The organism is Thermorhabdus hydrogeniformans (genome assembly GCF_049310025.1).
In the GTDB taxonomy this organism is placed as follows: domain Bacteria; phylum Bacillota; class Thermosediminibacteria; order Thermosediminibacterales; family Tepidanaerobacteraceae; genus JBJYKD01.
Genome location: NZ_JBJYKD010000008.1, coordinates 100,454 through 122,183 on the forward strand (window position 1 = coordinate 100,454; position 21,730 = coordinate 122,183).

A 21,730-nucleotide genomic window follows, 5' to 3' on the forward strand; every position below is an offset into this window, starting at 1 on the left:
TATCTTCATCTAAGCACCGGCCGCCAAAGCCGCACCGCAGACGTTCCCGCAAGCCTCAAATGGGGATGTTGGTTACCACATCTTCTGCTGGAACCCATTGCTACAGGCTCAATAAAGGCAATGAAAACTAATACCGCGCCTCCAGTTCAAAGACCACCTAAAGAAAAAGCAGGTACTACGCAACCTCGCTGCTGGTATTGTTATGCCAATTATGAAAAAGAAACCGCCACCAAAAATTTTCAACAGCATGATCCTGATTCTGAGTTTTTGCTGAATAGAAAAATTAAAGTAATAAAAGAGTTAACAGAAGGCGAAAAAGAGAAGGAACCCCAGTTGAGTCTTTTTTAAATAAAATATCTTCAGATTATCTCCGAAGTAGGAAGCATAGCCCGGAATAGGTTTTTTCATTAATTTTGGATCAGAGTATCATGGATTCTTTGAAGAGCTAAGAATTATTCGTTTTGCTATTTAATAAATTATGTTAACTTTTTTATTGCTGCAAACATACTGCAGCTTTTTTTTATAGATGCTTTAACAAATGGGCAAGCTATAAAAAATATAAATTGAAAGGGGGATATATTGTGTCCGAACTGATAACCAACCGTGAATACCGTCTAAAGCTCTTGAAGGATGTGATAATGGACCTTCACAGGGGGAAAAGCGTTGACGAGGTAAAGGAGAGATTCCGGGAGGTGGTAAAAGACCTTTCCCACGATGAGGTGGCAGCCATGGAACAGGCCCTCATCCAGGAAGGCATGCCGGTGGAGGAGATCCAGCGAATGTGCGACGTCCACGCCTCCATATTTAAAGAAAGCCTGGAGAGCAAACCGGAACCCGAAATCACACCGGGTCATCCCCTTCACACATTTAAACTGGAAAATTCTGCCATAAACAGGCTTATTTCCGGGGAAATAATGCCCGCCATACAAGCGCTAAAAGCCGCCGGAGGCGGTGAAGAAAGACAGGCGTCCGCAAAGCTTTTGGAAAGTTTTAAACTCCTTATGGAAGTGGACCGGCACTATAAGCGGAAGGAAAATCTCCTCTTCCCTTACCTGGAAAAATACGGCATAACAGCGCCCCCCAAGGTCATGTGGGGGGTAGACGACGAGATAAGAGGCGCGCTGAAAGAGGCGGTAAACCTCCTCACAAATTACCAACCCGATAAAAAGGCAGAAGTTACGGAAAAGCTGGAAAAAGCCGTAAGCAGGGTGCAGGAAATGGTCTTTAAAGAAGAGAAAATCCTCTTTCCGATGGCCCTCCAGACCCTCACCCAGGATGAGTGGTATGAAATCTACAGGCAAAGCGACGAGATAGGCTACTGCCTCGTAAAGCCGGCCGGGGAGTGGCGGCCTCCGAGGATACCTCTGGAGGAAACGGGAAAAATCCCCGCCGGCGGCAAAACGGGCGACCTCTTGAAATTTGAAACCGGAACTCTTTCTCCCAAAGAAGTGGAGTTGATTTTCAATCACCTGCCCGTGGACATTACCTTTGTGGACAAAAATGACGTTGTAAAATACTTTTCCGCCGGGAAGGAACGGATCTTCACCCGGACGGCAGCGGTCATCGGCAGGACGGTGCAGAACTGCCACCCCCCGGCCAGCGTGCACGTGGTGGAAAGGCTCCTGCAGGACTTCAAAGAGGGTAAAAAAGACTCGGAGGAGTTCTGGATTAACTTCCAGGGGAAATTGGTGTACATCCGCTATTTCGCCGTGAGGGATGGGAAGGGCGATTATGCGGGAACGCTGGAAGTGACTCAGGAAATAGGCAGAATTAAAGAGCTGAAGGGAGAGAAAAGACTCATGGATTAAAATTGACCGCTCCGGCGGTCTTTTTATAAATCCCCCTTCCGGCGTGAGATCGGGCTCCGGTCAATATCTTTTTATGTCAATATCTTTTTATTGAAAAATATTGTCATTTTTGTATAATATATACGAACAAACGTTCCTTTACACTTGCCTTTACAAATACTCAAAAAATTAATATAATGGGGTTGAGGATATTGGAGCGGGAGAGAAGAAAATCCGGATATCCCCAAAATCCTGTTTTCACCCATAATGAGCAGAAAAGAAGACGTTAAAGAAATTACACAAAAAGCCATACAAATAATAAAGAAAATACCCGGGGACGGATATGAAAAAGACAAACTTATAGCGACCATAATAGTCCTGGTTGACAAACTGCTGGACAGAGAAACCCTTGACAAATTATGGGAGGAATTTAGAATGCTAAATGTGTTCAAGTATGCCGAAGAAAGAGGGAAACAGGAAGGTTTTCTTGAAGGTATGGAAAAAGGCTTGAGTCTCTAAGTGATCTCGATAGATTCTTGAAGCAGTGAAAAATAACCTCCATAATTAAATACCACTAAAGCGGGCATTTTAAGGGCTTTAAAGATGGAAAGCGCAGACATTGAAAATGCATTCGGGGCTGCACGAAGTGCGGCTCTTTTAATTTTATAAAACAGTCTTTGCTGCATACAGAGGAAAATAATGCTATACTATTTTATATACAAGATAAATCAAGAGGAGTGTGGCGAATGAAAATAAAGAAAGCCATTATCCCGGCGGCGGGGCTGGGGACAAGGTTTTTGCCCGCCACGAAGGCCCAGCCCAAAGAGATGCTGCCCATAGTAGACAAGCCCACCATCCAGTTTATAGTGGAGGAGGCCGTGAAATCGGGGATAGAGGAGATCCTGATAGTCACGGGCAGGAATAAGAGAGCCATAGAAGACCACTTCGACAAGTCGGTGGAACTGGAGCTGGAACTGAAAAAAAAGGGCAAGGAGGGCCTGCTCAGCCTGGTGGAAGACATCTCCAACATGGTGGACATCCACTACATAAGGCAGAAGGAGCCCAGGGGCCTGGGCCATGCCATTTACTGCGCCAGGACCTTCGTGGGGGACGAGCCCTTTGCCGTCCTGCTGGGCGACGATGTGATAGACGCCGAAGAGCCGGTGCTTAAGCAGATGATAAATATTTATGACAGGTACAACTGCTCCATCCTGGGAGTCCAGGAGGTCCCCGAAGACGATGTGAGCAAGTACGGCATAGTAAACATAAACCCCATTGAGGAGAAAGTATACAAAGTAAACGACCTGATAGAAAAGCCGTCAAAGAAACAGGCCCCCTCCCGCATGGGGATACTGGGCAGGTACATAATCACCCCCCGGATCTTCGAAATCCTGGAGCATACAAAACCCGGCGCCGGGGGAGAGATACAGCTCACCGACGCCCTGAAGGAGCTTTTGAACTACGAGGTTATCTACGCCTACAACTTTGAGGGAAGAAGATACGATGTGGGGGACAGGCTGGGTTATCTCATCGCCACGGTAGAATACGCCTTAAAAAGAGACGACCTGAGGGACGATTTCGCCGCCTATCTCATAGGCCTGATGAAAGAGAGATTTCCCGGCATGAGCGAAGCCGCGGCGGATCAGTCCGCCTGACGAAAATAGCAATCGGGCAAAAAGAGGGGGGGTTTTTATAATTATGGCAAGAATTTTGGTAACCGGCGGGGCAGGCTACATAGGAAGCCACGTAGTCAAGCTTTTGGGAGAAAAGGGCCAAAATGTCCTGGTATATGACAATCTTTCCACCGGCAGGAGAAGTTCAGTGCTCTACGGCAGCCTGGCGGAGGGAGATGTGCTGGACTTTGCGCGCTTAAAAGAAGTGATGTCGGCCTTCAGGCCCGATGCCGTCATGCACTTTGCGGCAAAGATAGTGGTGCCCGAGTCGGTGCAAAAACCGCTTTTATACTACGAAAACAACACCTGCGGCGCGGTCAATCTGCTCAAAGCCATGCGCGAGTGCGGCGTGAATAAATTCATTTTTTCTTCCACCGCGGCGGTTTACGGCCAGCCGGAAAAGATGCCCATCACCGAGGATATGCCGCTTGAACCCATAAATCCTTACGGCACGAGTAAGGTGATGGTGGAGAGAGTGCTCAAGGACCTTTCAACGGCGGAAGACTTCAGATATGTGTCCCTACGCTATTTTAACGTTGCCGGGGCGGACCCCGAAGCCAGAATAGGGGAGACCAAGCCCGACGCCACACACATAGTCACCATGTGCGTCAGGACCGCCTGCGGAAAAAGGGACAGGCTTTATGTCTACGGGACGGACTACCCCACCCCCGACGGCACATGCATAAGAGACTACATACATGTGATGGACCTGGCGGAAGCCCATAGGCTGGCACTGGAATACCTCCTTGCCGGCGGGAAAAGCGACGTCTTCAACTGCGGCTACGGCAGGGGCTTTTCGGTGATGGAAGTGGTGAATGAGGCGAAAAAAGTCACGGGAGTGGACTTCCGGGTGGAGTTGGCCGGCAGGAGAGCGGGCGACCCTCCTGTGCTGGTGGCGGATTCCGGCAAGATAAAAGAAAAACTTGGCTGGAAGCCCAAATACGACGACCTTGGCTTTATCATAAAGACCGCCTGGGAATGGGAGAAAAAGTGCACAAGAGGGAATTTTTAAATTACATTGATTGCGCACATGCCGTTGGTGCCGCCGTCAGGAGAGCCCAGAAAAAAATCCGTTTTGTTCGGGAACGCCAGGAATATTTTGACGTTTTAGGATTCATCATACCGCCGTATCACGGCTAGTCGTTAAAATGCGGTGGGTATTGCACCCCACCGCCTGATTTTGTAATTTTTTTAATGACATTTAAAGTTAAAAAATAGCTCCCGCTATTAGGATTAATATTAAGGAAACACCCCATCCGATGGTAGTGGGTATGGACCATGTCAGCGTTTGTTCCTTGACATTTTCTATCCCCAGGAGACGGTTAACCACCCAGAAATAACTGTCGTTAAAGTATGAATAAACCATTGCGCCGAGGGTAGCAGCCTGTGCGGCTATCAGAGGATTCACCGAAAGATTTGCCAGAATCGGCGCCGTAATTGATGCTGATGTAATCATAGCTACTGTGCCGCTTCCTTGTACAAGGCGGACAAGTGTTGAAACAAAAAAGGGCAACAGAACTGCCGGCATGGCCGTGCCTGCAATAAAATTTGCTATATAGGTTCCTGCTCCACTGTCCCTCAATACCTGTCCCAAAGCGCCTCCTGCACCGGTTACCAGAATTATTATACCTGCGGAACTGACGCCTTCTTCCATCCTTTTAATCACTTCATCCCGGGTAAGCCTTGGAGTTAAGCCGTATATGGCAATTATAAGACCAATTCCTACAGCGATTACGGGGTTGCCGAGAAATATAAGATATTGAGCCCATAGTTGCTTTAATTTAAGGGCGGACAAAACCGTATTGAAGATTATTAATATCACGGGTATGACAATCGGAGCAAAGGACGCGAAAGTTGAAGGAAGGTCAGGCCTTTCTCCTATGGGAATTTCCATAGACCCGGAAGGCTGAAATTCCGGACGTTCCCAACCGCTGCCGTCCTCTTTGGGAATCTGGTATATTTTTTTTCCGAGCCATTGGGCATAGAGTACCCCCGCCACCGTTACGGGGATTGCGAATAAAAGGCCTGCCAGTATCATGCTGCCCACATCCACCTTGAAAATACCTGCCACCGCCAGAGGCCCCGGGGTAGGCGGAACTGCATGATGGGTGGCCACGAGGCCGATGGCCAGAGCCACGCCCAGAGTCAATACGGACTTGCGGGTTTTCATGGAAAGGGCCTTTGCCAGGGGTGAAAGAATCACAAAACCCGAATCGCAGAAAATAGGTATGGATACCACATATCCGGTAGCTGCCAGGGCCCATTCTTCCTTGCCCCGGCCGAGGTATTTCAAGAAAGTGTAGGCCATGCGTTCCGCAGCGCCCGACACTTCCAGCAATCTTCCCATCATGACGCCAAAACCGATGACGATGCCGATACTGCTTAAGGTATTGCCAAAGCCTGTAGTTATTGATTTGGCCACATTGATGTCGCCGACAGACGGCGGCATACCGCCAATCAAGCCTGTGAGTGACGCCGCAATAATGAGGGCTGGGAAAGCATGGATTTTTGTCTTCAATATGAGATAGACCAGAACAGCCACACCAATAATAAGTCCCAGTATCATCTGAGCTCCGGGAGCGCCTGTCATAAGATCCTCTCCTTTACAACTTATTTTTGGGTTTTAACCGTAAAAGCATAATCTCCCGCCACCTTGATGGCTTCTTCCATACTCACCGAACTCGCGATCCCCTTTCCGGCGATATCAAAGGCGGTGCCGTGGTCCACCGATGTCCTTATGAAGGGAAGACCGGTGGTGACACTTACGGTCCTTTCAAAATCCAGCATTTTTGCTGCAATATGGCCCTGATCATGGTACAGGGAAAGGACTGCGTCAAAGCGGCCGAGGTTTGCCAGGTAGAAAACCGAATCTGCAGGAACCGGCCCTTCCACCTTTACACCTTCCGCCCGGGCCTTTTTTATAGCCGGAATTATCTCTCTCACCTCCTCGTCACCGAAAAGTCCTCCTTCACCTCCGTGGGGATTTAAAGCAGCCACTGCAATTGAAGGATTTGCTATTCCCAGATTTTGCAGTGCCCTATGACAGCTCAAAAGAGTATTGAATACATTTTCCAGCTTTATCCTGGAACATGCTTCCAGCAGCGATAAATGCCGGGTGAGGAAAAATATGCGCAGGTTTCTCACCTGAAACATGGTCAGCACATCCCGGCTTTTGGTGAGCTCGGCGAACATTTCGGTGTGACCTATGAAATCTATTCCTGCGGCGTGAATCGCCTCCTTATTTATGGGGGCTGTGGCGACGCCGTCTATAAGGCCGGCCATCCCGAGTTCTATGGATTTTTTGATGTATTCAAAGGAAGCCTTTCCGGCTTCGGCAGAGATTTTTCCAAAAGGGATATTCTGTTTTACGTTTTTTAAATCCACCAGATAAATTTTATCGAAAGAAAAGTCTTTTTCTACAGCGCGGTCGATGGAATTGATTTCCAGGGGAAAAATATCCATCTTTACCTTTGTGATTTCCAAAGCCCTCTCGATAACCGTTTTTGAACAGATTACTATGGGGTTGACTTTTTCGTATATTTCTTTTTTTGCGAGAGCTTTTACAACGATTTCCGGTCCGATACCGGCCGGGTCTCCTGCTGTGATTCCTATTAAAGGTTTTTTTGACAAGATGCTTCACTCCTTGTTTGGCGAGTAAATTTTAATTACCGTTTTAGAATAAAATCGATACATTTTGCGGCACTTTCGGCGGTTCCCACCAGCCCGCCCTTTGTTACTATTTGCAGACCGGGGAATTTTCCCCCCACCAGAGTCCCGTGGGCCGCCAGGGGAAGCACTTCACCGGCGATTTCAATGGCATGAGCCTTTACCCCCTGACAAAAGGCCACTGTCATATCACCGCCTGTAATGTATACACCCTTGAGGTTTGGAACTCCCATATCGAGAACTTTTATGGCTATGCGGGCCAGGGCATTGTTTATCTGCCTTGAAAGAAAATCTATGGTGGTGTTCCGCCGCCGGGCTTCAGTGTTCATGTCAAGAATCATTTCCTCCTTTTCCGCCACCCTCAGGCCGAAGATATCGCCTTTGACACTGAGGTCATGGATACTGAGGGCCGTATTCAGCAGATAGTCTTCCCTTAATTTATCATCCAGCAATAGCCTTACATCGACACTTAAAATTCCGGCCCCGTATTCTTTTTGAAGAAATTCAAGCTGGCTTCGGGTTAAAGGCGTTATACTGGCAGATATTACCATTACCTTAGCGTTTTTTGGCATGTTTTTCTCCAGCATCAAGGATATATATTTCTGGGTAAAAGGCCCCGGGTCTACCGTTACAGCTTTTACACCTGATTTTTGAAGGGCCAGCGCGATATTGGCGATATCTTCATCGCTTATGGCATCAAAGGCGATGATTTTTTTGCCGGAATCTATTTTCTGCCTTATACTTTTAGCGATTATTTCAGGACCTTTCAAAATCGTACCAAGAGGAATATGCCCGGCCGGTATGGAAGTCTGTTCTCTGATGACCGCCAGCACATCTGAAACTGTGACGGGGGTTTTCGGGTCTCGGGCGGCTTCTGTCCGCTCTACAGGTAAACCGTTTACAAGAAGATAATCTCCCACCACAATGCGGCCTGAACGGGGGTAGGCGGGCACTACAGCGGCTATGTATTCGGAATCTAAACCCTTCAGGATTCCCTCTATTTCCGCTCCCAGGTTACCTCTTATGGTGCTGTCGATTCGCTTGCCGAAATACCGGATTCCTTTTCTATAAAGAAGGGAAGCGCAGGTTCTGACGCGGTTTAAAGCTTCCTGTTTATCAATACTCCTGCTAAAAGTGTTGATAATAACGCCGTCGAATGTACTGAAGTTAAAAGTATCAAGGTTTTCGTAGTTTATTGCTGTAACCACTTTAAAACCGTTTCCGGCGAGGAGCGCTCCGGTGGCGTTGCTGCCGGTGAGGTCGTCGGCGATTACTGCAAAAAGTGCCATAAATTCATCCTCCTTTCTCGTTTTGCTTCGATGATGTTTTTTTGGTCGAAGATAATATTACCTCGATTTGAAGGTTTTCCATTTTAGCTTTTATTTCCTCATCTATTCCATCGTCGGTAATGACGGTGTCTATAGATTCCAGACCGCATACTCTGGCGAAAGCTCTGTGGCCGAATTTGGTGTGGTCCGCCACCACCACCGATTTTGCAGCGCAGGTTATCATAGCCCGTTTCAGATGAGCTTTTTCCAGGGTGGGTGTGTATAACCCCAGGTCTGTATCGATAGCTCCCGCACCCAGAAATGTTATATTTACACTTACGGACCTTATAAAATTGACGGCTTCTTCGCCCAGGAGGCAGTATATCCCGGATTGCACCTGGCCTCCGGTGGTCAGTACTTTAATGTTCGATGTATCGGCCAGTTCCAGAGCTATATTCAAATCATTGGTCACTACCATGAGATTCTTGCCGCTCTTTTTCAAACATCTTGCAACCTCAAGAGTAGTTGAACCGGCATCCAGTATTATGGAGTCGCCGTTTTTGATAAGAGAACACGCTTTTTCGGCGATGAGCCTCTTGAGTTCAATATTGGTGCCTGCTTTACAGCGATAAGGTACCTCTTCGACAAAAGAATCTTTAGCCAGCGCACCGCCTCTGGCTCGTAGCAGGAGGCCTTCCTGCTCCAGGGACTTAAGGTCCCGCCTTATGGTCATTGGAGACACTCCGAAATTTGCCGCCAGTTCCCCCACTTCCGCCCGGCCCCGGTGTGTTATCCATTGTAAAATTTTTTTGCGCCGTTCCAGTGTTAACATTTGAAACCTCCATGTTTAAAACTGTTTAATTTGACCTCTAAAAACTGTTCATTTATGTTCATAAATATTCTATTCTGTTATTTATCAAAAAATTCCTGCTTTGTGAAAAAAATAATTTTTTCCATTTTAAAATTCGAGATTCACAACAAATCGTTTTAAATACAATTTACTCAACTTTCGCAGAGCGAAAGATAGCTGACATCAAAAAATAATTTATTACAGACATGCGGACTTTTCCTGTAAAATTTCTAGCCTTACTATCTTGGTTTATCGCCGGGGTGGAAACGGTCAGAAAACTATTATTTTTTTGCGGCAATTTTGTTGAAGTATTTTGGACTTTAATACATATCGTTATAGAAATATAATTTAAACCGGGAGGATTTAATATGAATTTAAAAAAAAGGGCGGTTAAAATACTGCAGATTTTATTGCAAAGCACCGAACCTTTGACGATCCGTCAGTTGGGCACTTATTTAAATGTTAGTGAAAGAACCGTTCAAAATGATTTAAATCAGCTGGATTACTGGCTGAGCAAAAATGATATAGGTAAATTGATAAGAAAACCTAATATTGGAATTGCTGTAGACAGAAAGTATAAAGATAAGATTTTAGAAAAATTGTCAGATTTAAATTATTATATTTATCAGCTTGCTCCGGAAGAAAGAAAAAAATTAATTGTAGCAGAACTTTTAAGAACAAAAGAATGTGTGAAGATAAACGAACTGGCAGATAAAATGTTTGTTAGCCGTAACACTGTCATTTCCGACCTGGCAGATGTCAAGAACTGGTTGAAGAAATTTAATTTACAAGTGAAATATATAACGAAAAAGGGCATTAAAGTAGTGGGTGAAGAAAAAGATTTACGAAGAGCTCTGGTTGAGAGTATAACCGAGAACATGAATCTGGAGGAAATAGTTAACATCCTTGATTACCGGGACTTGCAATATAAAACAATTGAGCCCGGTATTGCGCACCAGTTGCGAACGCTTGTAAAAGATATCGATGTGTCGTATATAAGACATTGTGTCGAAGAGGCGGAGAGGCGGCTGGGCAAGGATTTGAGCGACATGGCTTTTTCGGGTCTCATAATACATATCGCAATTGCTATAAAGCGCATATCTGTCGGCAGAGAAATCCTGATGCCCAGGGAAAAATTAAAGCAGCTGATGGTTGAAAAAGAGTTTATAATAGCTCTGCAAATTGCGGAGAAATTAGAAAAACGTTTCGGGCTTAAAATTCCGATAGAAGAGGTGGGGTATATAACTCTTCATCTCCTGGGCGGAAAAGTTACCAGGCCTTCGCCTGAAGAAGAAGGCAACTGGGTGGAAGTATCTCTTATTACCTCGAAACTTATTAGTCATGTAGGTAAATTGATCCATGTTGATCTTTCTTTTGATGAAATACTTTTCAACGGTCTTAAAGAACATTTAAAACCCGCGCTGTATCGTATGAGAAATGGCCTTTCCATAAAAAATCCCCTTTTAAATGAAGTAAAAAAAGAATATCCGGAAATTTTTTCAGCTGTTGAAGAAGCCTGCCTGCAGCTTAAAGATAAGTTCCAAAGTTATGTAATGGAAGATGAAGTGGCCTACATAGCTATGCATTTTGGAGCGGCAATAGAAAGACTGAGAAACAATAGAAAAGTTAAGGCAGTGATCGTATGCAGCACCGGCATGGGCACGGCAAGACTTCTGGCATCCCGTCTGAATCGTGAATTTGAAAATATACTGGTGACAAAAATAACTTCTTATCATTGTCTTAATGAAGAAGACCTTAAAGAAAATATAATAATTTCCACAATACCTCTGAAGTATAAAGATATTCCCTGCATACATATTTCACCGCTTCTTAACGAAAAAGACAAAAGCAGGCTCATGAATTTTTTGAGCTGCATTAATCTACCCGTCGGGATGTCTGAAGTGGTGCCTTTAAATAGTCTCTTATCCATAATCAGAGAAAACTGTCAAATTATAGATTATCGCAACTTGGTTAAGGCGCTTGTAAGCTTTTTCGAAAATCATAACATTAAAATTGCGAACAGATTTTATACAACTGAGGAGGCATTAAAACCTGTGTTAAAAGATGTATTAAAAGAAGAAAACATTTTGTTGAACGTAAAAGTAAGCGATTGGCAGGAGGCAATTGATGTGGGAGGCAACCTGCTGTTAAAAAACGGGTATATAGAAGAAAAGTATATAAGTGCAATGAAAGATGCTGTAAGGACATTAGGCCCATATATAGTAATAGCGCCCGGCATTGCCATGCCCCACGCCAGGCCGGAAATGGGAGCGAAGAAAATTGGCATGAGCCTCATAACGTTAACCCAGCCGGTAAACTTTGGTCATCCGGAAAATGACCCGGTTAAAATCGTTGTTTGTCTATGCTCTACAGATTCTATCACTCACCTTAAAGCGCTCTCTCAGCTTATGCAGTTTCTGGACAGTAAAGATGTAATCGAGCTTTTAAGGGAAAAAAATGCCGATAAAAAATTGCTCATTAAATATATAAACAATTTTTCAGAAAAGGAGGAGTAATAAGTGAAGATCGTAACCATATGTGGAATGGGGCTTGGAACCAGCCTGATGCTTAAAATGTACATAGAGCAGGTGTTGCGGAAAAGGGGACAAAAGGCCGAAATTTCAAATATTGATTTGGGTTCAATAAAAAGTGCAAATGCTGATTTGATAATTGCACCTAAAGAGATGATGTCCCAAATAAAGGATGTCACGGTGGATAAGATTTTTATAAATAATCTGATTAATAAAAAGGAATTAGAGGAAAAGTTGGAAGATTATTTAAATAACTTAAAAAAATAAAAAGGAGGCTTTTTATATGCAATTAATAAATTTCATCAGTATGCTCCTGGGGGAACCGGCGGTGGTCCTGGCTGTGGTGGCGGCGTTAGGCCTCATCTCCCTCAGGAAATCTGCAAATGAAGTAATAACCGGAATGATAAAGACCACTCTGGGGTTTTTAATTTTGAGCGGTGGGGCTGGTCTTATAGTAAATGCCTTAATTCCATTCAGTCAAATGTTTCAGGAGGCTTTTCATTTAACCGGAATAGTTGCTGAAGATAATTCGCTGGTGGCCGCTGTGTCAACCTTTCTAGGCAAAGAAACGGCGCTCATTATGGTTTTTGCATTTATAATAAATTTAATTCTAGCCCGAATTACACCATTCAAATACGTATTCTTAACAGGTCACATGATGTGGAGCTTTGCCGGCACCATGGCCATAGTGCTCGATCAAATGGGCTTTAAAGGATGGACTGTTGTTTTAATAGGTTCAATAGTAGAAGGAATATGTATGGTTGTATTTCCGGCTATTTCCCAGAAAACCGTAAGATTGGTTACCGGCAGCGACGATGTTGCTTTTGGGTTCTGGGGCAGCTCATGGATTACGCTTTCAGGATGGGTGGGCAAACTTTTTGGCAACAAAGAGCAAACCACCGAAGATATGAAAGTGCCAGAAAGCCTTGGATTTTTCAGAGATATGGCGATTTTTATGTCTATAGTTATGGTGATAATTTATACTATCACGGCCTTCATAGCCGGTCCGGAAATCGTCGGCAAGTTGAGCGGAGGTAAAAACTACTTAATTTTTTCAATGCTTCAGGCTCTATCTTTTGTGGCGGGTGTCCTGGTTTTACTGCAGGGCGTCAGAATGTTTTTAGGGGAGATTATACCGGCTTTCCAGGGAATCAGCGAAAAAATCGTTCCCGGTGCAAAACCGGCATTAGACGTTCCCGTATTTTATTCTTACGCGCCCATAGCCGTGATAGTAGGATTTATTGCGGCGCTTATAGGTTCGCTGCTTGCAACTTTTATTACAAGAGTCGTAGCGCCGGTGGTGGTACTGCCCAGTGTAATTGGCATGTTCTTTATGGGGGCATGTGCCGGAGTTTTCGGAAACACCCTGGGCGGCAGGCGGGGCGCTATAGTTGCGGGATTTTTCCTGGGGTTTACATGGCCTCTGATGGTCGCTTTTGGATATCCCTTGGCAGATGTAACTAAATACGGTGTAGAGGGACTTTGGTTTGCTTCACCGGATGCTATAATCGTCCTTACATTGATGAGATTGATAGGCAAGGCGTTTGGCCTGTAAAAATAAAATTTTATAAGGAGCGATCAAATTGAAAAAGATAAGAACGGTGTTGGGAGATATAAAACCGGAGGAACTTGGATTTACTTATACGCACGAACATTTAATAACACATCCGCCCGCTTGGAAAATCAAGCAGGATCCCGATCTGGAACTTCCTGAAATAGATAGGGCTATTGAAGAACTGGAATATTTTCACAGGGCCGGGGGAAGGTCGCTGGTGGAAGGCAGCACTATTGATTACGGCAGAGACCCCGAAGGCTTGAAATATATTGCAAAAAAGGTACCTGTCCATATTATAGCCACCACAGGCTTTAACAAAGGCCCGTATTACCCGGAGTGGGTGAAAGAAAAATCGATAGAGGAACTGGCAGAGTTATTCGTGAAAGAAATTGAAATAGGAATGGATAATACCGACATAAAAGCAGGGCAGATAAAAGTGGGAAGTTCTTACAATGTCATAACCGCCGTTGAGGAAAAAGTCACGAGAGCGGCGGCAAGAGCTCAGAAACGGACAGGGGCGCCCATCTGGGTACATACCGAAAACGGTACCATGGGCTTAGAACAACTGGAGATCTTAAAGCAGGAAGGCGCGGATCTTTCTAAGACAGCCGTTGGGCATTCTGATAGAAATGCGGATCCTTATTATCATCTTTCCATATTAAAAATGGGTGCTTATATCCAATTTGACGGACCTGGAAAAATAAAATACTATCCGGATAGTGTTAGAGTTGAGCTGATAAAAAATATCATAAACAACGGATACGGTGATAAGTTGCTGATTTCGGGTGATATGGGCAGAAAAAGTTATTTGAAGGCATATCAGGGAGGGCCGGGTTTTGAATATATCATTAAAAAATTCATTCCCCGGTTGATCGCCGAGGGCGTAGATGAAGCAATCATCAGGCGGATATTCGTTGAAAATCCAGCCAGGTGGCTGGCGTTTTAGGGGGTAAAATTATGGATATTGTTGAAAAGGTCCTGAAAAATCGCATTTTGCCGATTGTAAGAGGAGTAACTGGTGAAAAAATAGATAAATATGTATCTTCATTGAAAGCCGCCGATATTGATATTATTGAGGTGTCTCTTTCAACCCTCGATGCCCTGGAGACTATAAATTATCTGAAAAAAACTTATCCGGATATGACTGTGGGCGCCGGGACAGTACTTAATATAGAAGATGCCGTAAAAGCAATGGAGGCTGGAGCTCAGTTTATTGTGACCCCCGGATATATACCAGAACTGGTAGACTTTTTAAAAATGAAGGATGTGCCGGTGATCCCCGGAGTGGCGACCCCCACCGACATCACGAGAGCGGTATGTCAGAAGGTGTATTTGCTTAAAATATTTCCGGCGAGCCAGCTTACCACGGAATTCTTTAAAGCCGTGCAGGGGCCGTTTCCGATGATCAAGATGATGGCCGTAGGGGGGATTACCGTTGATAACGCTTCTGAATTTATAAAAGCCGGGGCATGCTCCATTGGAATGGGAAACGGGTTGTTTAAAGGTGAAGACGGAGCTGACATTTCAGAGCATGATTTTAAAGTGCGCATAAATGGTCTGAAAAATATATTTAATGAGGTAAAAAAAGAGTGATTGTTATGGGTGAAATACTGGCCGAGATGAGAAGACCCGATGTGGAAAAAAGGTTTAATGAGGGAGCGGTGGCCATTTTGCCTATCGGCGCAACCGAACAGCACGGCCCTCATCTTCCGTACGGGACGGATACTTTTGCGGCCGTTGAGCTGGCCAAAAGATTGAACGAAAGGTTGAACAACGGGATTTTACTGCCGCCTGTTCCCTTCGGGTATTCATGGGTTTGGAGAAACATACCCGGCTGTATAGTGCTCAAAGAAGATACTGTCAAGGCTTTAATAAAAGATATTGCCGTGAGTCTCTCAAGAAACGGATGCCGGAAATTTGTCATAATAAACGGTCATGAAGCCAACAATAGACCCATAAAATTTGCCATAAGAGAACTGTCCGACGAAAAGGTAGATATAAAAATTCTGTATTTCTTTTATCCTGATATGAGAAAATTTATCGAAAATGACATGGAATCCGCATTGTGGAACGGAATGCTGCATGCCTGTGAATTTGAGACCTCCGTAATGCTGGCTGTAAAAGAGGAGCTGGTGGATATGAATAAGGCGGTTAAAGAATATCCGGCAACCCCGTACGATTACGGTTTTTCTGATGATTATCTGGGAGACTTGAGTAAAAGCGGGGTATTTGGAGACCCGACAAGAGCTGCAAAAGAAAAGGGAGAAAAAATTATTGCAGCTTCAATAAGAAAAATTGAAAGCATATTAAAAAATGACGGCTAACATTAATTACAGAAGAGAATTGTGAGATGAAAGTTATTAACCGGTGGAGATTAAACTGCGGAGACCCCGCAGTTTTTTGTCATTGTGTGAATATCGTGCTGATAAACTGTTTGCAAACCTCAAAAATCGAGTTTTCATGCAAAACAGCGGCGTTTTCTGGTATAATAGACGATAACGGCATTTAAATTGATGGAGGAATCTGGATGCGTAAAAGAGCGGCCAAAGATGGCGATAAGGTACCGGTTTTAAAAGTGACGGCGTCGGATTGGGAGGGCGGATTTAGGGGAATGCCCAGCAGGGTTATAGCGGTACTCGACAAAATGAGTTTACATAACCTGATGAATGACCGGATATGGAACCGTACGTCCTTCAGTGTCGGAGGAAGGGGGCAGATCACCCCTTCCTTCTTAGTTTTATAAAAGGAAGCTATACGTGGAGTCGTTTAATTAGAAATTCTGATTAAGGCACGCTGGTTATAGCCCAGCTTTTTTTAATGCGCTCCCATTTTTTATTTCTAAATTCGATAATAACCTCTATATCTTCTTTCGTCAGGTGCCTGAACCGCCCCTGTTTCATAAGGTAATCCTCTACGGAGCTGAATCTGTCAGGATTTTTGTTCAGCTTGAAATCCCCATTTTCGTATTCCGCCATGTACCACAGCCCGCAGTCCACCGCTTCCCTTGCCATTTCCACCGTGCGGTCGGAAGGGAACCCCCATCCCACCGGGCACGGGGAAAGGACGTGGATATACGAGGTGCCCCTTACGTGTTTTGCCTTGTGGACTTTGTTGAGGAAGTCCTGTATATATCCCACGCTGGCCGTGGCGGCATAATCAATGCCGTGGGCGGCCACAATTTCGAACATGTTTTTCTTCTGTGTGGCGGCGCCTCGCATTTTTTCACCGGCAGGTGTGGTGGTGGTCCTGCTGCCGTACGGGGTCAGGCCGCTTTTTTGAATGCCGGTGTTCATGTAAGCCTCATTGTCGTAACAAATATAAATAATCCGCTCATGCCGGTCGATGGCGCCGGAAAGGGCCTGAAGCCCTATGTCTGCGGTGCCTCCGTCTCCGGCAAAACCCACGGCGTAAAAATCCCTGATGCCGAGCGCCCTGGCCCCGGCCGCTATTCCCGAAAGCATGGAAGCGGTTCCCGCAAAGGTCGAGATCATGGCGTTGTTCGCAAAGCAGAGCTGCGGGTAAATAAATCCCACCGCCGACATGCATCCTGCAGGCAGCACCGCGAAAGTCCTTTCACCCAGAACTTTGAGGGCGAGGCGCACGGCCAGGCTTCCTCCGCATCCGGCACAGGCCTTATGCCCGTAGAAAAATTCCCGGTCCGTTATATTGCGTGCATTTATCGGCTTTATTTTGGCTTCACTCATCTATGGCCACCCCCAGGTTTATAAACTGTACATGCTTTTGCCTTTTTCCTTCCGCGGCGGATTTTAGAACGGAAAACATGTTTGCTATATCCTTCTTTGATATGCTTCTTCCTCCGAGGCCCGCAATAAAATCGATGGTCACCACATTTTTCCCGGATCTGGCGACGGCGGAATTCACGTTGGTGTAAACCGTCCCCTCATAGCCGAAAGATATGTCCTTATCTATTACTCCTATGGCCTTCACAGTCCGGGAAAGTTCGGCAATTTCCTTTTGCGGGAAGGGGCGCATGAAGCGGATTTTTAAAAGCCCCACCTTCCAACCTTCCTCCCGCAGGCGGTCTACCACCACCCTGGCGGTACCCGTAACGCTTCCCAGCGTAACCAGCACCATTTCGGCGTCCTCGCACCGGTATGCTTCCACCATCCCGCCGTATTTTCTCCCGAAATGCTCATAAAAGCGCCGTTCCGTTTCTTCAATCACCTCTACGGCATCCAGGACCGCCCTGTGCTGCTGGTATTTGAATTCCATGTTGTCCTCAGGAGCTGAACTGAAGGCCATGTTTTTGGGATTATCCAGGTCCAGCTTGTACGGTGTGTCAAACGGCGGCAAAAACCGGTCCACGCTTTCCTGGTCGGGGACATCCACCGGTTCGTAGGTATGCGTCAGAATAAATCCATCCAGATTTACCATAACCGGCGTCAGCACTTTGGGGTGCTCCGCAATGGCATAGGCCTGAATTATCATGTCCAGGCTTTCCTGGGCGTCTTCCACATAAACCTGTATCCACCCCGAATCCAGCAGGGAAAGGGAGTCCCTCTGATCGCCGTATATGCTCCAGGGCAGTGCCAGTGAGCGGTTGGCGTTCATCATCACGATGGGGAACCTGCCTCCGCTGGCATAATGAAGGCACTCCGCCATGTACAGGAGGCCCTGGGATGAAGTGGCGGTGAACGTCCTGGCCCCTACGGCGCTGGCGCCCATGGCCGCCGACAGAGCCGAATGTTCGGATTCCACATGCATGAATTCGCATTTTAAAGACCCATCCGCCACCATTTCCGAAAGCCTTTCCATGACCACCGTCTGCGGCGTTATGGGATATGCGGCGATGACGTGTGGCCTTGAGAGTTTTACGCCCAGGGCCACGGCTTCATTTCCCGATAAAAAAGCCTTATAACCCCGCATCGTCATTCCTCCTCCACCATTCGAATGGCGCCTTTTTTACATTCCCTGGCACAGATGCCGCAGCCCTTGCAGAATCTATAGTCGATGTCCACCTTACCGTTTGATTTAAAGATAACGCCGTCGGGGCAGCACAGGTAGCAAACAAGGCAGTTCACGCATAAATTTTTGTCTATTACGGGTTTTACGGTTCTCCATCCGGCGTTTTCGGTCACCAGGTGCCCCGCGGTAAAGCAGGGGCCGCAGGGATAATCATTTATATGGCGTGGCTTTTTATATTCTCGAACCGGTGGTCTTTCCATTTACACCCTCCTTTACCGTTTCATACGCCAGCTTTAATACCTCGATGTTTTTTTCCGCGATTTCTCCCATTTCTTTTTGAATCCCCTTCAAAGCGGAATCCAGGCTGATGATATTCGACGCGCCCAGTAAAGCCCCCAGCATGGCTGTATTTGTCACCGGTTTTTTCAGCACTTTCAAAGCGATGGAAGTGGCGTCTATGGCAATAATGCGGCAGCGGCCGGATTTTTCCAATTTTTCGGGGTGCCTGGTATTTATCAAAAGGGTCCCGCCGGGTTTTAAATCGTTATACATGGATTTATTTACAAGGGATTCATCGAGCACGACAATATGGTCGCAGGATTCTATTTCGCTGCGGTCCGTGATTTTCTTGTCATCTATCCTGGTAAACGCCTGGACGGGAGCACCCCTTCTTTCCGGGCCGAAGGCGGGAAAAGCCAGTGCGAATTTGCCCTCGAACAGGGCCGCTGAAAGGCCCAAAAGCCTGGAGGCGGTGAAGGCTCCCTGCCCGCCCCGTCCGTGCCATCTTATTTCTATCATGATATCCCCCTCTTTGCTTTATCCCTCAAAGATTTCAGGCGCGCTGCAGCCTCCATCAGGGTTTCGTCTTTCTTGGCAAAATGGAACCTCACCAGGTGCCTGACGTCTTCCCTGAAAAAGCTGGACCCCGGCACGCCCACTACTCCCACTTCTTTCGCCATCCACTCGCAAAAGGCCACGTCGTCTCCTTCGCTAAACTCCGAAATGTCCACCATCACGTAATAAGCCCCCTGGGGAAACGTATATTTGAGCCCCGCATCATCCAGCCCTTTGAGGAAAATATCTCTCTTTCTGGCGTATAAGTTTCTCAAATCTTCGTAATAGCTGTCCGGCATGGTAAGGCCGGCCAGGGCCGCTTCCTGGAGGGGCGCCGCCGCCCCCACCGTCAGGAAATCGTGCACCTTTCGGGCGTTTTCTATGATATGAGCCGGGGCTATCACGTAGCCGAGCCTCCACCCGGTGATGGAATAGGTTTTGGAGAGAGAACTGCATGAAAGGGTCCTCTCGAACATGCCGGGCAGTGAGGCGAAATAGATATGCCTGTACGGCGGCATGACTATGTGTTCGTATACCTCGTCGGTGATGACAAAGGTGTCGTATTCCCGGGCAAGGCCGGCGATATACTGCAGTTCATCCAGTGTATACACCTTCCCCGTAGGGTTGGAAGGATTGCACAGGATGAGAGCTTTGGGCCGCTGTTCAAAAGCCCTTCTCAGCTCATCCCTGTCAAATTCGAATTTCGGCGGCCGGAGGGATACATATACGGGCTCCGCCCCGCAGAGGATGGCGTCGGCCGCATAATTCTCATAAAAAGGCGAAAACACTATCACCTTATCGCCGGGGTTGCAAACGGTCATCATGGCCACCATCATGGCCTCTGTGCTTCCGCAGGTCACCACGATCTGGGTCTCGGGGTCGATAGGTACACCCATGAATTTTGTCTGCTTCTTCGCCAGGGCTTCCCGGAATTTTTTGGAACCCCAGGTGATTTCATATTGATGAGGGCCCTGCCTCGCCACCCTTTCCAGGGCCCTCTGCAATTCCTCGGGCGGCCCGAAATCGGGAAATCCCTGGGCCAGATTTATGGCTCCGTAAATGTTGGCAATCCGGGTCATCCTGCGTATGACCGATTCGGTAAAGTTGCTTAACCGATGGCTGAGCGTCGGCAAGATAACACTTCCTTTCTTAATTTAAATTGACCGGTTAATTAACCGTTTTTAACCGGTTAATTAACCGCTTTTTCTTAAAAATCAATCTAACATCCCTTTACTGGTCGTTTTTCCTTAAATCAATGAGCCGCCTGGCCTTATGGGTGGCTCTCGGGATTTCACCTTCCTCCAGGATTTTCACTTCTTTGGGGCGCACTCCAAGCCTTGCCTTTATGGTTTGTGATACGAATTCTGCCAGGTGTTTTGCTTCAACGTTTTCGCCCCTTCTCTTTTCCACTTCAACAATGAACTTGGTCATATGATCTTCGGTAAAGACCGTAATGCGGTACTCCCCTGTCAGTTCTTTGATGCCGCGGACGATGTATTCGATATCACCGGGGAAAACGTTTACCCCGCGAACGATGAACATATCGTCGATACGCCCCACCACCCTGATCCTGGCATGGGTGCGACCGCATGGGCAGGGAGTCCTGTCGCAGGTGACGATATCCCCCGTCCTGAAGCGGATCATGGGCCGGGCCTTTTTGCGCAGGGTTGTGAGCACCATTTCCCCCCGCTCGCCGTCCGGCACGGGCTCATGCGTCACGGGGTCGAGGACCTCCAGAAGGATATGGTCTTCGGCAAGATGCAGCCCGTCTCGCTGTTCGCACATCCCCGCACAGGCGCCGAATATGTCGGATATGCCGTAAAAGTCGTAAACTTTAGCGTTCCACAGGTTTTCTATGGCATTTCTTGTGGCGTGTATGGAACCGCCGGGCTCGCCCGCCACTATGATTCTGTTGATGGTCAGGTCGTTGGCGGGATCTATTCCATGATTGCGGGCGGTTTCACCCAGGTACCATGCATAAGAGGGCGTGGTCCATATGACGGTAGGTTTGAATTCCTTTAAGATAAAGAGCAGTCTCTCGGAAGGGAGAGTTCCCGCCCAAATGCAGAGCGCCCCCAGGTTCTGGGCACCTATCACATCCGGCCCCCCGACGAAAAGGGAGAAATTCAGCGCGTGCACGTAGCGGTCGTGTGGCCTCATGCCGGCCGACCAGAACAGCCGGCTCTGCACATCCTGAAATTCGTCAAAATCCTGGCGGGTAAAGGGGCTCAGAGTGGGAACCCCCGTGGAACCGCTGGAAGCCGAAACGAAGACCACTTCCTCCTCCGTTACGGCCACCATATCTCCCAAAAGGGGTTTATGAAGCTGCCGGTCCCTTTCAGTTTGCTTGTCGACAAAGGGAAATTTCCTTATATCTGATAGGTCCTTAAAATCGCGGGGTTTTACACCTGCTGCGTCAAAATGCTCTTTATAAAAGGGCGAATTGTTATATGCAAACTCCAGGTAAGAGGCCAGCTGCCTTGTCTGATAGGCCTCCAGTTCCCGGCGGGGTAGAGTCTCTATTTCTTCATTCCAGTAAAGTCTATTTGCCATGAGTGAACCTCCTCGTATAATATATTTAGTAAATCAAACTTATTCAAATTCCAGTTAAACATGGACCTTGAAAACTAAATATAGAAG

22 protein-coding genes are annotated in these 21,730 nt (G+C 46.8%); 12 read left to right on the plus strand and 10 right to left on the minus strand.

From position 1 onward, the window contains the following. The first annotated feature begins 120 nt into the window (after positions 1–120). The 5 genes from ACKX14_RS06005 to galE all read left to right on the plus strand — a co-directional run bounded on the left by ACKX14_RS06005 (position 121) and on the right by galE (position 4,472). Positions 121–348, plus strand: coding sequence for a hypothetical protein (locus ACKX14_RS06005; protein ID WP_422445655.1), 228 nt, complete (start codon positions 121–123; stop codon positions 346–348). Positions 349–581: 233 nt separating this feature from the next. Beyond that, positions 582–1,808: a DUF438 domain-containing protein gene (locus ACKX14_RS06010; protein ID WP_422445657.1), complete on the plus strand. Its 1,227-nt coding sequence runs from the start codon at positions 582–584 to the stop codon at positions 1,806–1,808. 246 nt (positions 1,809–2,054) lie between these two features. Further along, a complete protein-coding gene (locus ACKX14_RS06015; protein WP_422445659.1) occupies positions 2,055–2,306 on the plus strand; it encodes an RpnC/YadD family protein in 252 nt (83 codons plus the stop codon). A gap of 227 nt (positions 2,307–2,533) precedes the next feature. After that, positions 2,534–3,442, plus strand: a complete 909-nt coding sequence (gene galU, locus ACKX14_RS06020; protein WP_422445661.1) for a UTP--glucose-1-phosphate uridylyltransferase GalU — start codon at positions 2,534–2,536, stop codon at positions 3,440–3,442. A 43-nt stretch (positions 3,443–3,485) separates the two neighbouring features. Next, a complete protein-coding gene (gene galE, locus ACKX14_RS06025) occupies positions 3,486–4,472 on the plus strand; it encodes a UDP-glucose 4-epimerase GalE (protein WP_422445663.1) in 987 nt (328 codons plus the stop codon). Positions 4,473–4,667: 195 nt separating this feature from the next. Here galE and ACKX14_RS06030 read toward each other — a convergent pair whose 3' ends face one another. Genes ACKX14_RS06030 through ACKX14_RS06045 form a run of 4 tightly spaced genes read right to left on the minus strand, consistent with a single transcriptional unit; the run spans position 4,668 to position 9,226 of the window. Next, positions 4,668–6,050: a GntP family permease gene (locus ACKX14_RS06030; protein ID WP_422445665.1), complete on the minus strand. Its 1,383-nt coding sequence runs from the start codon at positions 6,048–6,050 to the stop codon at positions 4,668–4,670. Between the two features lie 20 nt (positions 6,051–6,070). Beyond that, complete coding sequence (gene pdxA, locus ACKX14_RS06035; RefSeq protein WP_422445702.1) at positions 6,071–7,093, minus strand: 4-hydroxythreonine-4-phosphate dehydrogenase PdxA; 1,023 nt, start codon at positions 7,091–7,093, stop codon at positions 6,071–6,073. 32 nt (positions 7,094–7,125) lie between these two features. Beyond that, positions 7,126–8,415 (minus strand): four-carbon acid sugar kinase family protein, encoded by a 1,290-nt coding sequence (locus ACKX14_RS06040; protein ID WP_422445667.1) that lies wholly within the window; start codon positions 8,413–8,415, stop codon positions 7,126–7,128. A 4-nt stretch (positions 8,416–8,419) separates the two neighbouring features. Continuing rightward, positions 8,420–9,226 (minus strand): DeoR/GlpR family DNA-binding transcription regulator, encoded by an 807-nt coding sequence (locus ACKX14_RS06045; RefSeq protein WP_422445669.1) that lies wholly within the window; start codon positions 9,224–9,226, stop codon positions 8,420–8,422. Between the two features lie 386 nt (positions 9,227–9,612). On the opposite strand from ACKX14_RS06045, the gene ACKX14_RS06050 reads away from it, so the two are divergent. From ACKX14_RS06050 to ACKX14_RS06080, 7 genes are all read left to right on the plus strand, one after another. After that, the gene (locus tag ACKX14_RS06050; RefSeq protein WP_422445671.1) at positions 9,613–11,760 is read left to right on the plus strand and encodes a BglG family transcription antiterminator; all 2,148 of its coding nucleotides are present in this window, start codon (positions 9,613–9,615) and stop codon (positions 11,758–11,760) included. A gap of 3 nt (positions 11,761–11,763) precedes the next feature. Continuing rightward, positions 11,764–12,042 carry a PTS sugar transporter subunit IIB gene (locus tag ACKX14_RS06055; protein ID WP_422445673.1) on the plus strand — a complete coding sequence of 93 codons (279 nt, stop codon included), beginning with the start codon at positions 11,764–11,766 and terminating at the stop codon, positions 12,040–12,042. A 16-nt stretch (positions 12,043–12,058) separates the two neighbouring features. Beyond that, positions 12,059–13,330: a PTS ascorbate transporter subunit IIC gene (locus tag ACKX14_RS06060; protein ID WP_422445675.1), complete on the plus strand. Its 1,272-nt coding sequence runs from the start codon at positions 12,059–12,061 to the stop codon at positions 13,328–13,330. A 28-nt stretch (positions 13,331–13,358) separates the two neighbouring features. Further along, positions 13,359–14,276, plus strand: a complete 918-nt coding sequence (locus tag ACKX14_RS06065) for a phosphotriesterase family protein (RefSeq protein WP_422445677.1) — start codon at positions 13,359–13,361, stop codon at positions 14,274–14,276. An 11-nt stretch (positions 14,277–14,287) separates the two neighbouring features. After that, on the plus strand, positions 14,288–14,923 hold the full coding sequence (locus ACKX14_RS06070; protein WP_422445678.1) for a bifunctional 4-hydroxy-2-oxoglutarate aldolase/2-dehydro-3-deoxy-phosphogluconate aldolase: 636 nt from the start codon (positions 14,288–14,290) through the stop codon (positions 14,921–14,923). A 5-nt stretch (positions 14,924–14,928) separates the two neighbouring features. Continuing rightward, positions 14,929–15,654 (plus strand): creatininase family protein, encoded by a 726-nt coding sequence (locus ACKX14_RS06075; RefSeq protein WP_422445680.1) that lies wholly within the window; start codon positions 14,929–14,931, stop codon positions 15,652–15,654. A 203-nt stretch (positions 15,655–15,857) separates the two neighbouring features. After that, entirely contained in the window at positions 15,858–16,073 is a 216-nt protein-coding gene (locus tag ACKX14_RS06080; RefSeq protein ID WP_422445682.1) for a hypothetical protein, read from the plus strand. Positions 16,074–16,113: 40 nt separating this feature from the next. Here the strand turns inward: ACKX14_RS06080 and ACKX14_RS06085 are convergent, their stop codons facing one another. From ACKX14_RS06085 to ACKX14_RS06110, 6 genes are all read right to left on the minus strand, one after another. Next, on the minus strand, positions 16,114–17,034 hold the full coding sequence (locus ACKX14_RS06085; protein WP_422445684.1) for a thiamine pyrophosphate-dependent enzyme: 921 nt from the start codon (positions 17,032–17,034) through the stop codon (positions 16,114–16,116). Further along, positions 17,027–18,217, minus strand: coding sequence for a transketolase C-terminal domain-containing protein (locus tag ACKX14_RS06090; RefSeq protein ID WP_422445686.1), 1,191 nt, complete (start codon positions 18,215–18,217; stop codon positions 17,027–17,029). Before ACKX14_RS06090 ends, ACKX14_RS06085 begins: the two co-directional genes overlap by 8 nt. Positions 18,218–18,219: 2 nt before the next feature. Beyond that, positions 18,220–18,516, minus strand: coding sequence for a 4Fe-4S dicluster domain-containing protein (locus ACKX14_RS06095; RefSeq protein WP_422445688.1), 297 nt, complete (start codon positions 18,514–18,516; stop codon positions 18,220–18,222). Further along, positions 18,488–19,054, minus strand: a complete 567-nt coding sequence (locus tag ACKX14_RS06100) for a 2-oxoacid:acceptor oxidoreductase family protein (RefSeq protein ID WP_422445690.1) — start codon at positions 19,052–19,054, stop codon at positions 18,488–18,490. The genes ACKX14_RS06095 and ACKX14_RS06100 overlap by 29 nt, the downstream gene beginning before the upstream one ends. Further along, positions 19,051–20,223 (minus strand): pyridoxal phosphate-dependent aminotransferase, encoded by a 1,173-nt coding sequence (locus ACKX14_RS06105; RefSeq protein WP_422445692.1) that lies wholly within the window; start codon positions 20,221–20,223, stop codon positions 19,051–19,053. Before ACKX14_RS06105 ends, ACKX14_RS06100 begins: the two co-directional genes overlap by 4 nt. Positions 20,224–20,320: 97 nt before the next feature. Beyond that, complete coding sequence (locus tag ACKX14_RS06110; RefSeq protein WP_422445694.1) at positions 20,321–21,643, minus strand: phenylacetate--CoA ligase family protein; 1,323 nt, start codon at positions 21,641–21,643, stop codon at positions 20,321–20,323. Positions 21,644–21,730: the final 87 nt, after the last annotated feature.

What these genes read in the sequence shown, in the direction of transcription:
- ACKX14_RS06005 (WP_422445655.1), top strand. Translation starts at nt 121, where the DNA reads ATGAAAACTAATACCGCGCCTCCAGTTCAAAGACCACCTAAAGAAAAA.
- ACKX14_RS06015 (WP_422445659.1), top strand. Translation starts at nt 2,055, where the DNA reads ATGAGCAGAAAAGAAGACGTTAAAGAAATTACACAAAAAGCCATACAA.
- galU (WP_422445661.1), top strand. Translation starts at nt 2,534, where the DNA reads ATGAAAATAAAGAAAGCCATTATCCCGGCGGCGGGGCTGGGGACAAGG.
- galE (WP_422445663.1), top strand. Translation starts at nt 3,486, where the DNA reads ATGGCAAGAATTTTGGTAACCGGCGGGGCAGGCTACATAGGAAGCCAC.
- ACKX14_RS06030 (WP_422445665.1), bottom strand. Translation starts at nt 6,050, where the DNA reads ATGACAGGCGCTCCCGGAGCTCAGATGATACTGGGACTTATTATTGGT.
- ACKX14_RS06040 (WP_422445667.1), bottom strand. Translation starts at nt 8,415, where the DNA reads ATGGCACTTTTTGCAGTAATCGCCGACGACCTCACCGGCAGCAACGCC.
- ACKX14_RS06045 (WP_422445669.1), bottom strand. Translation starts at nt 9,226, where the DNA reads ATGTTAACACTGGAACGGCGCAAAAAAATTTTACAATGGATAACACAC.
- ACKX14_RS06050 (WP_422445671.1), top strand. Translation starts at nt 9,613, where the DNA reads ATGAATTTAAAAAAAAGGGCGGTTAAAATACTGCAGATTTTATTGCAA.
- ACKX14_RS06060 (WP_422445675.1), top strand. Translation starts at nt 12,059, where the DNA reads ATGCAATTAATAAATTTCATCAGTATGCTCCTGGGGGAACCGGCGGTG.
- ACKX14_RS06070 (WP_422445678.1), top strand. Translation starts at nt 14,288, where the DNA reads ATGGATATTGTTGAAAAGGTCCTGAAAAATCGCATTTTGCCGATTGTA.
- ACKX14_RS06075 (WP_422445680.1), top strand. Translation starts at nt 14,929, where the DNA reads ATGGGTGAAATACTGGCCGAGATGAGAAGACCCGATGTGGAAAAAAGG.
- ACKX14_RS06080 (WP_422445682.1), top strand. Translation starts at nt 15,858, where the DNA reads ATGCGTAAAAGAGCGGCCAAAGATGGCGATAAGGTACCGGTTTTAAAA.
- ACKX14_RS06085 (WP_422445684.1), bottom strand. Translation starts at nt 17,034, where the DNA reads ATGAGTGAAGCCAAAATAAAGCCGATAAATGCACGCAATATAACGGAC.
- ACKX14_RS06090 (WP_422445686.1), bottom strand. Translation starts at nt 18,217, where the DNA reads ATGCGGGGTTATAAGGCTTTTTTATCGGGAAATGAAGCCGTGGCCCTG.
- ACKX14_RS06095 (WP_422445688.1), bottom strand. Translation starts at nt 18,516, where the DNA reads ATGGAAAGACCACCGGTTCGAGAATATAAAAAGCCACGCCATATAAAT.
- ACKX14_RS06100 (WP_422445690.1), bottom strand. Translation starts at nt 19,054, where the DNA reads ATGATAGAAATAAGATGGCACGGACGGGGCGGGCAGGGAGCCTTCACC.
- ACKX14_RS06110 (WP_422445694.1), bottom strand. Translation starts at nt 21,643, where the DNA reads ATGGCAAATAGACTTTACTGGAATGAAGAAATAGAGACTCTACCCCGC.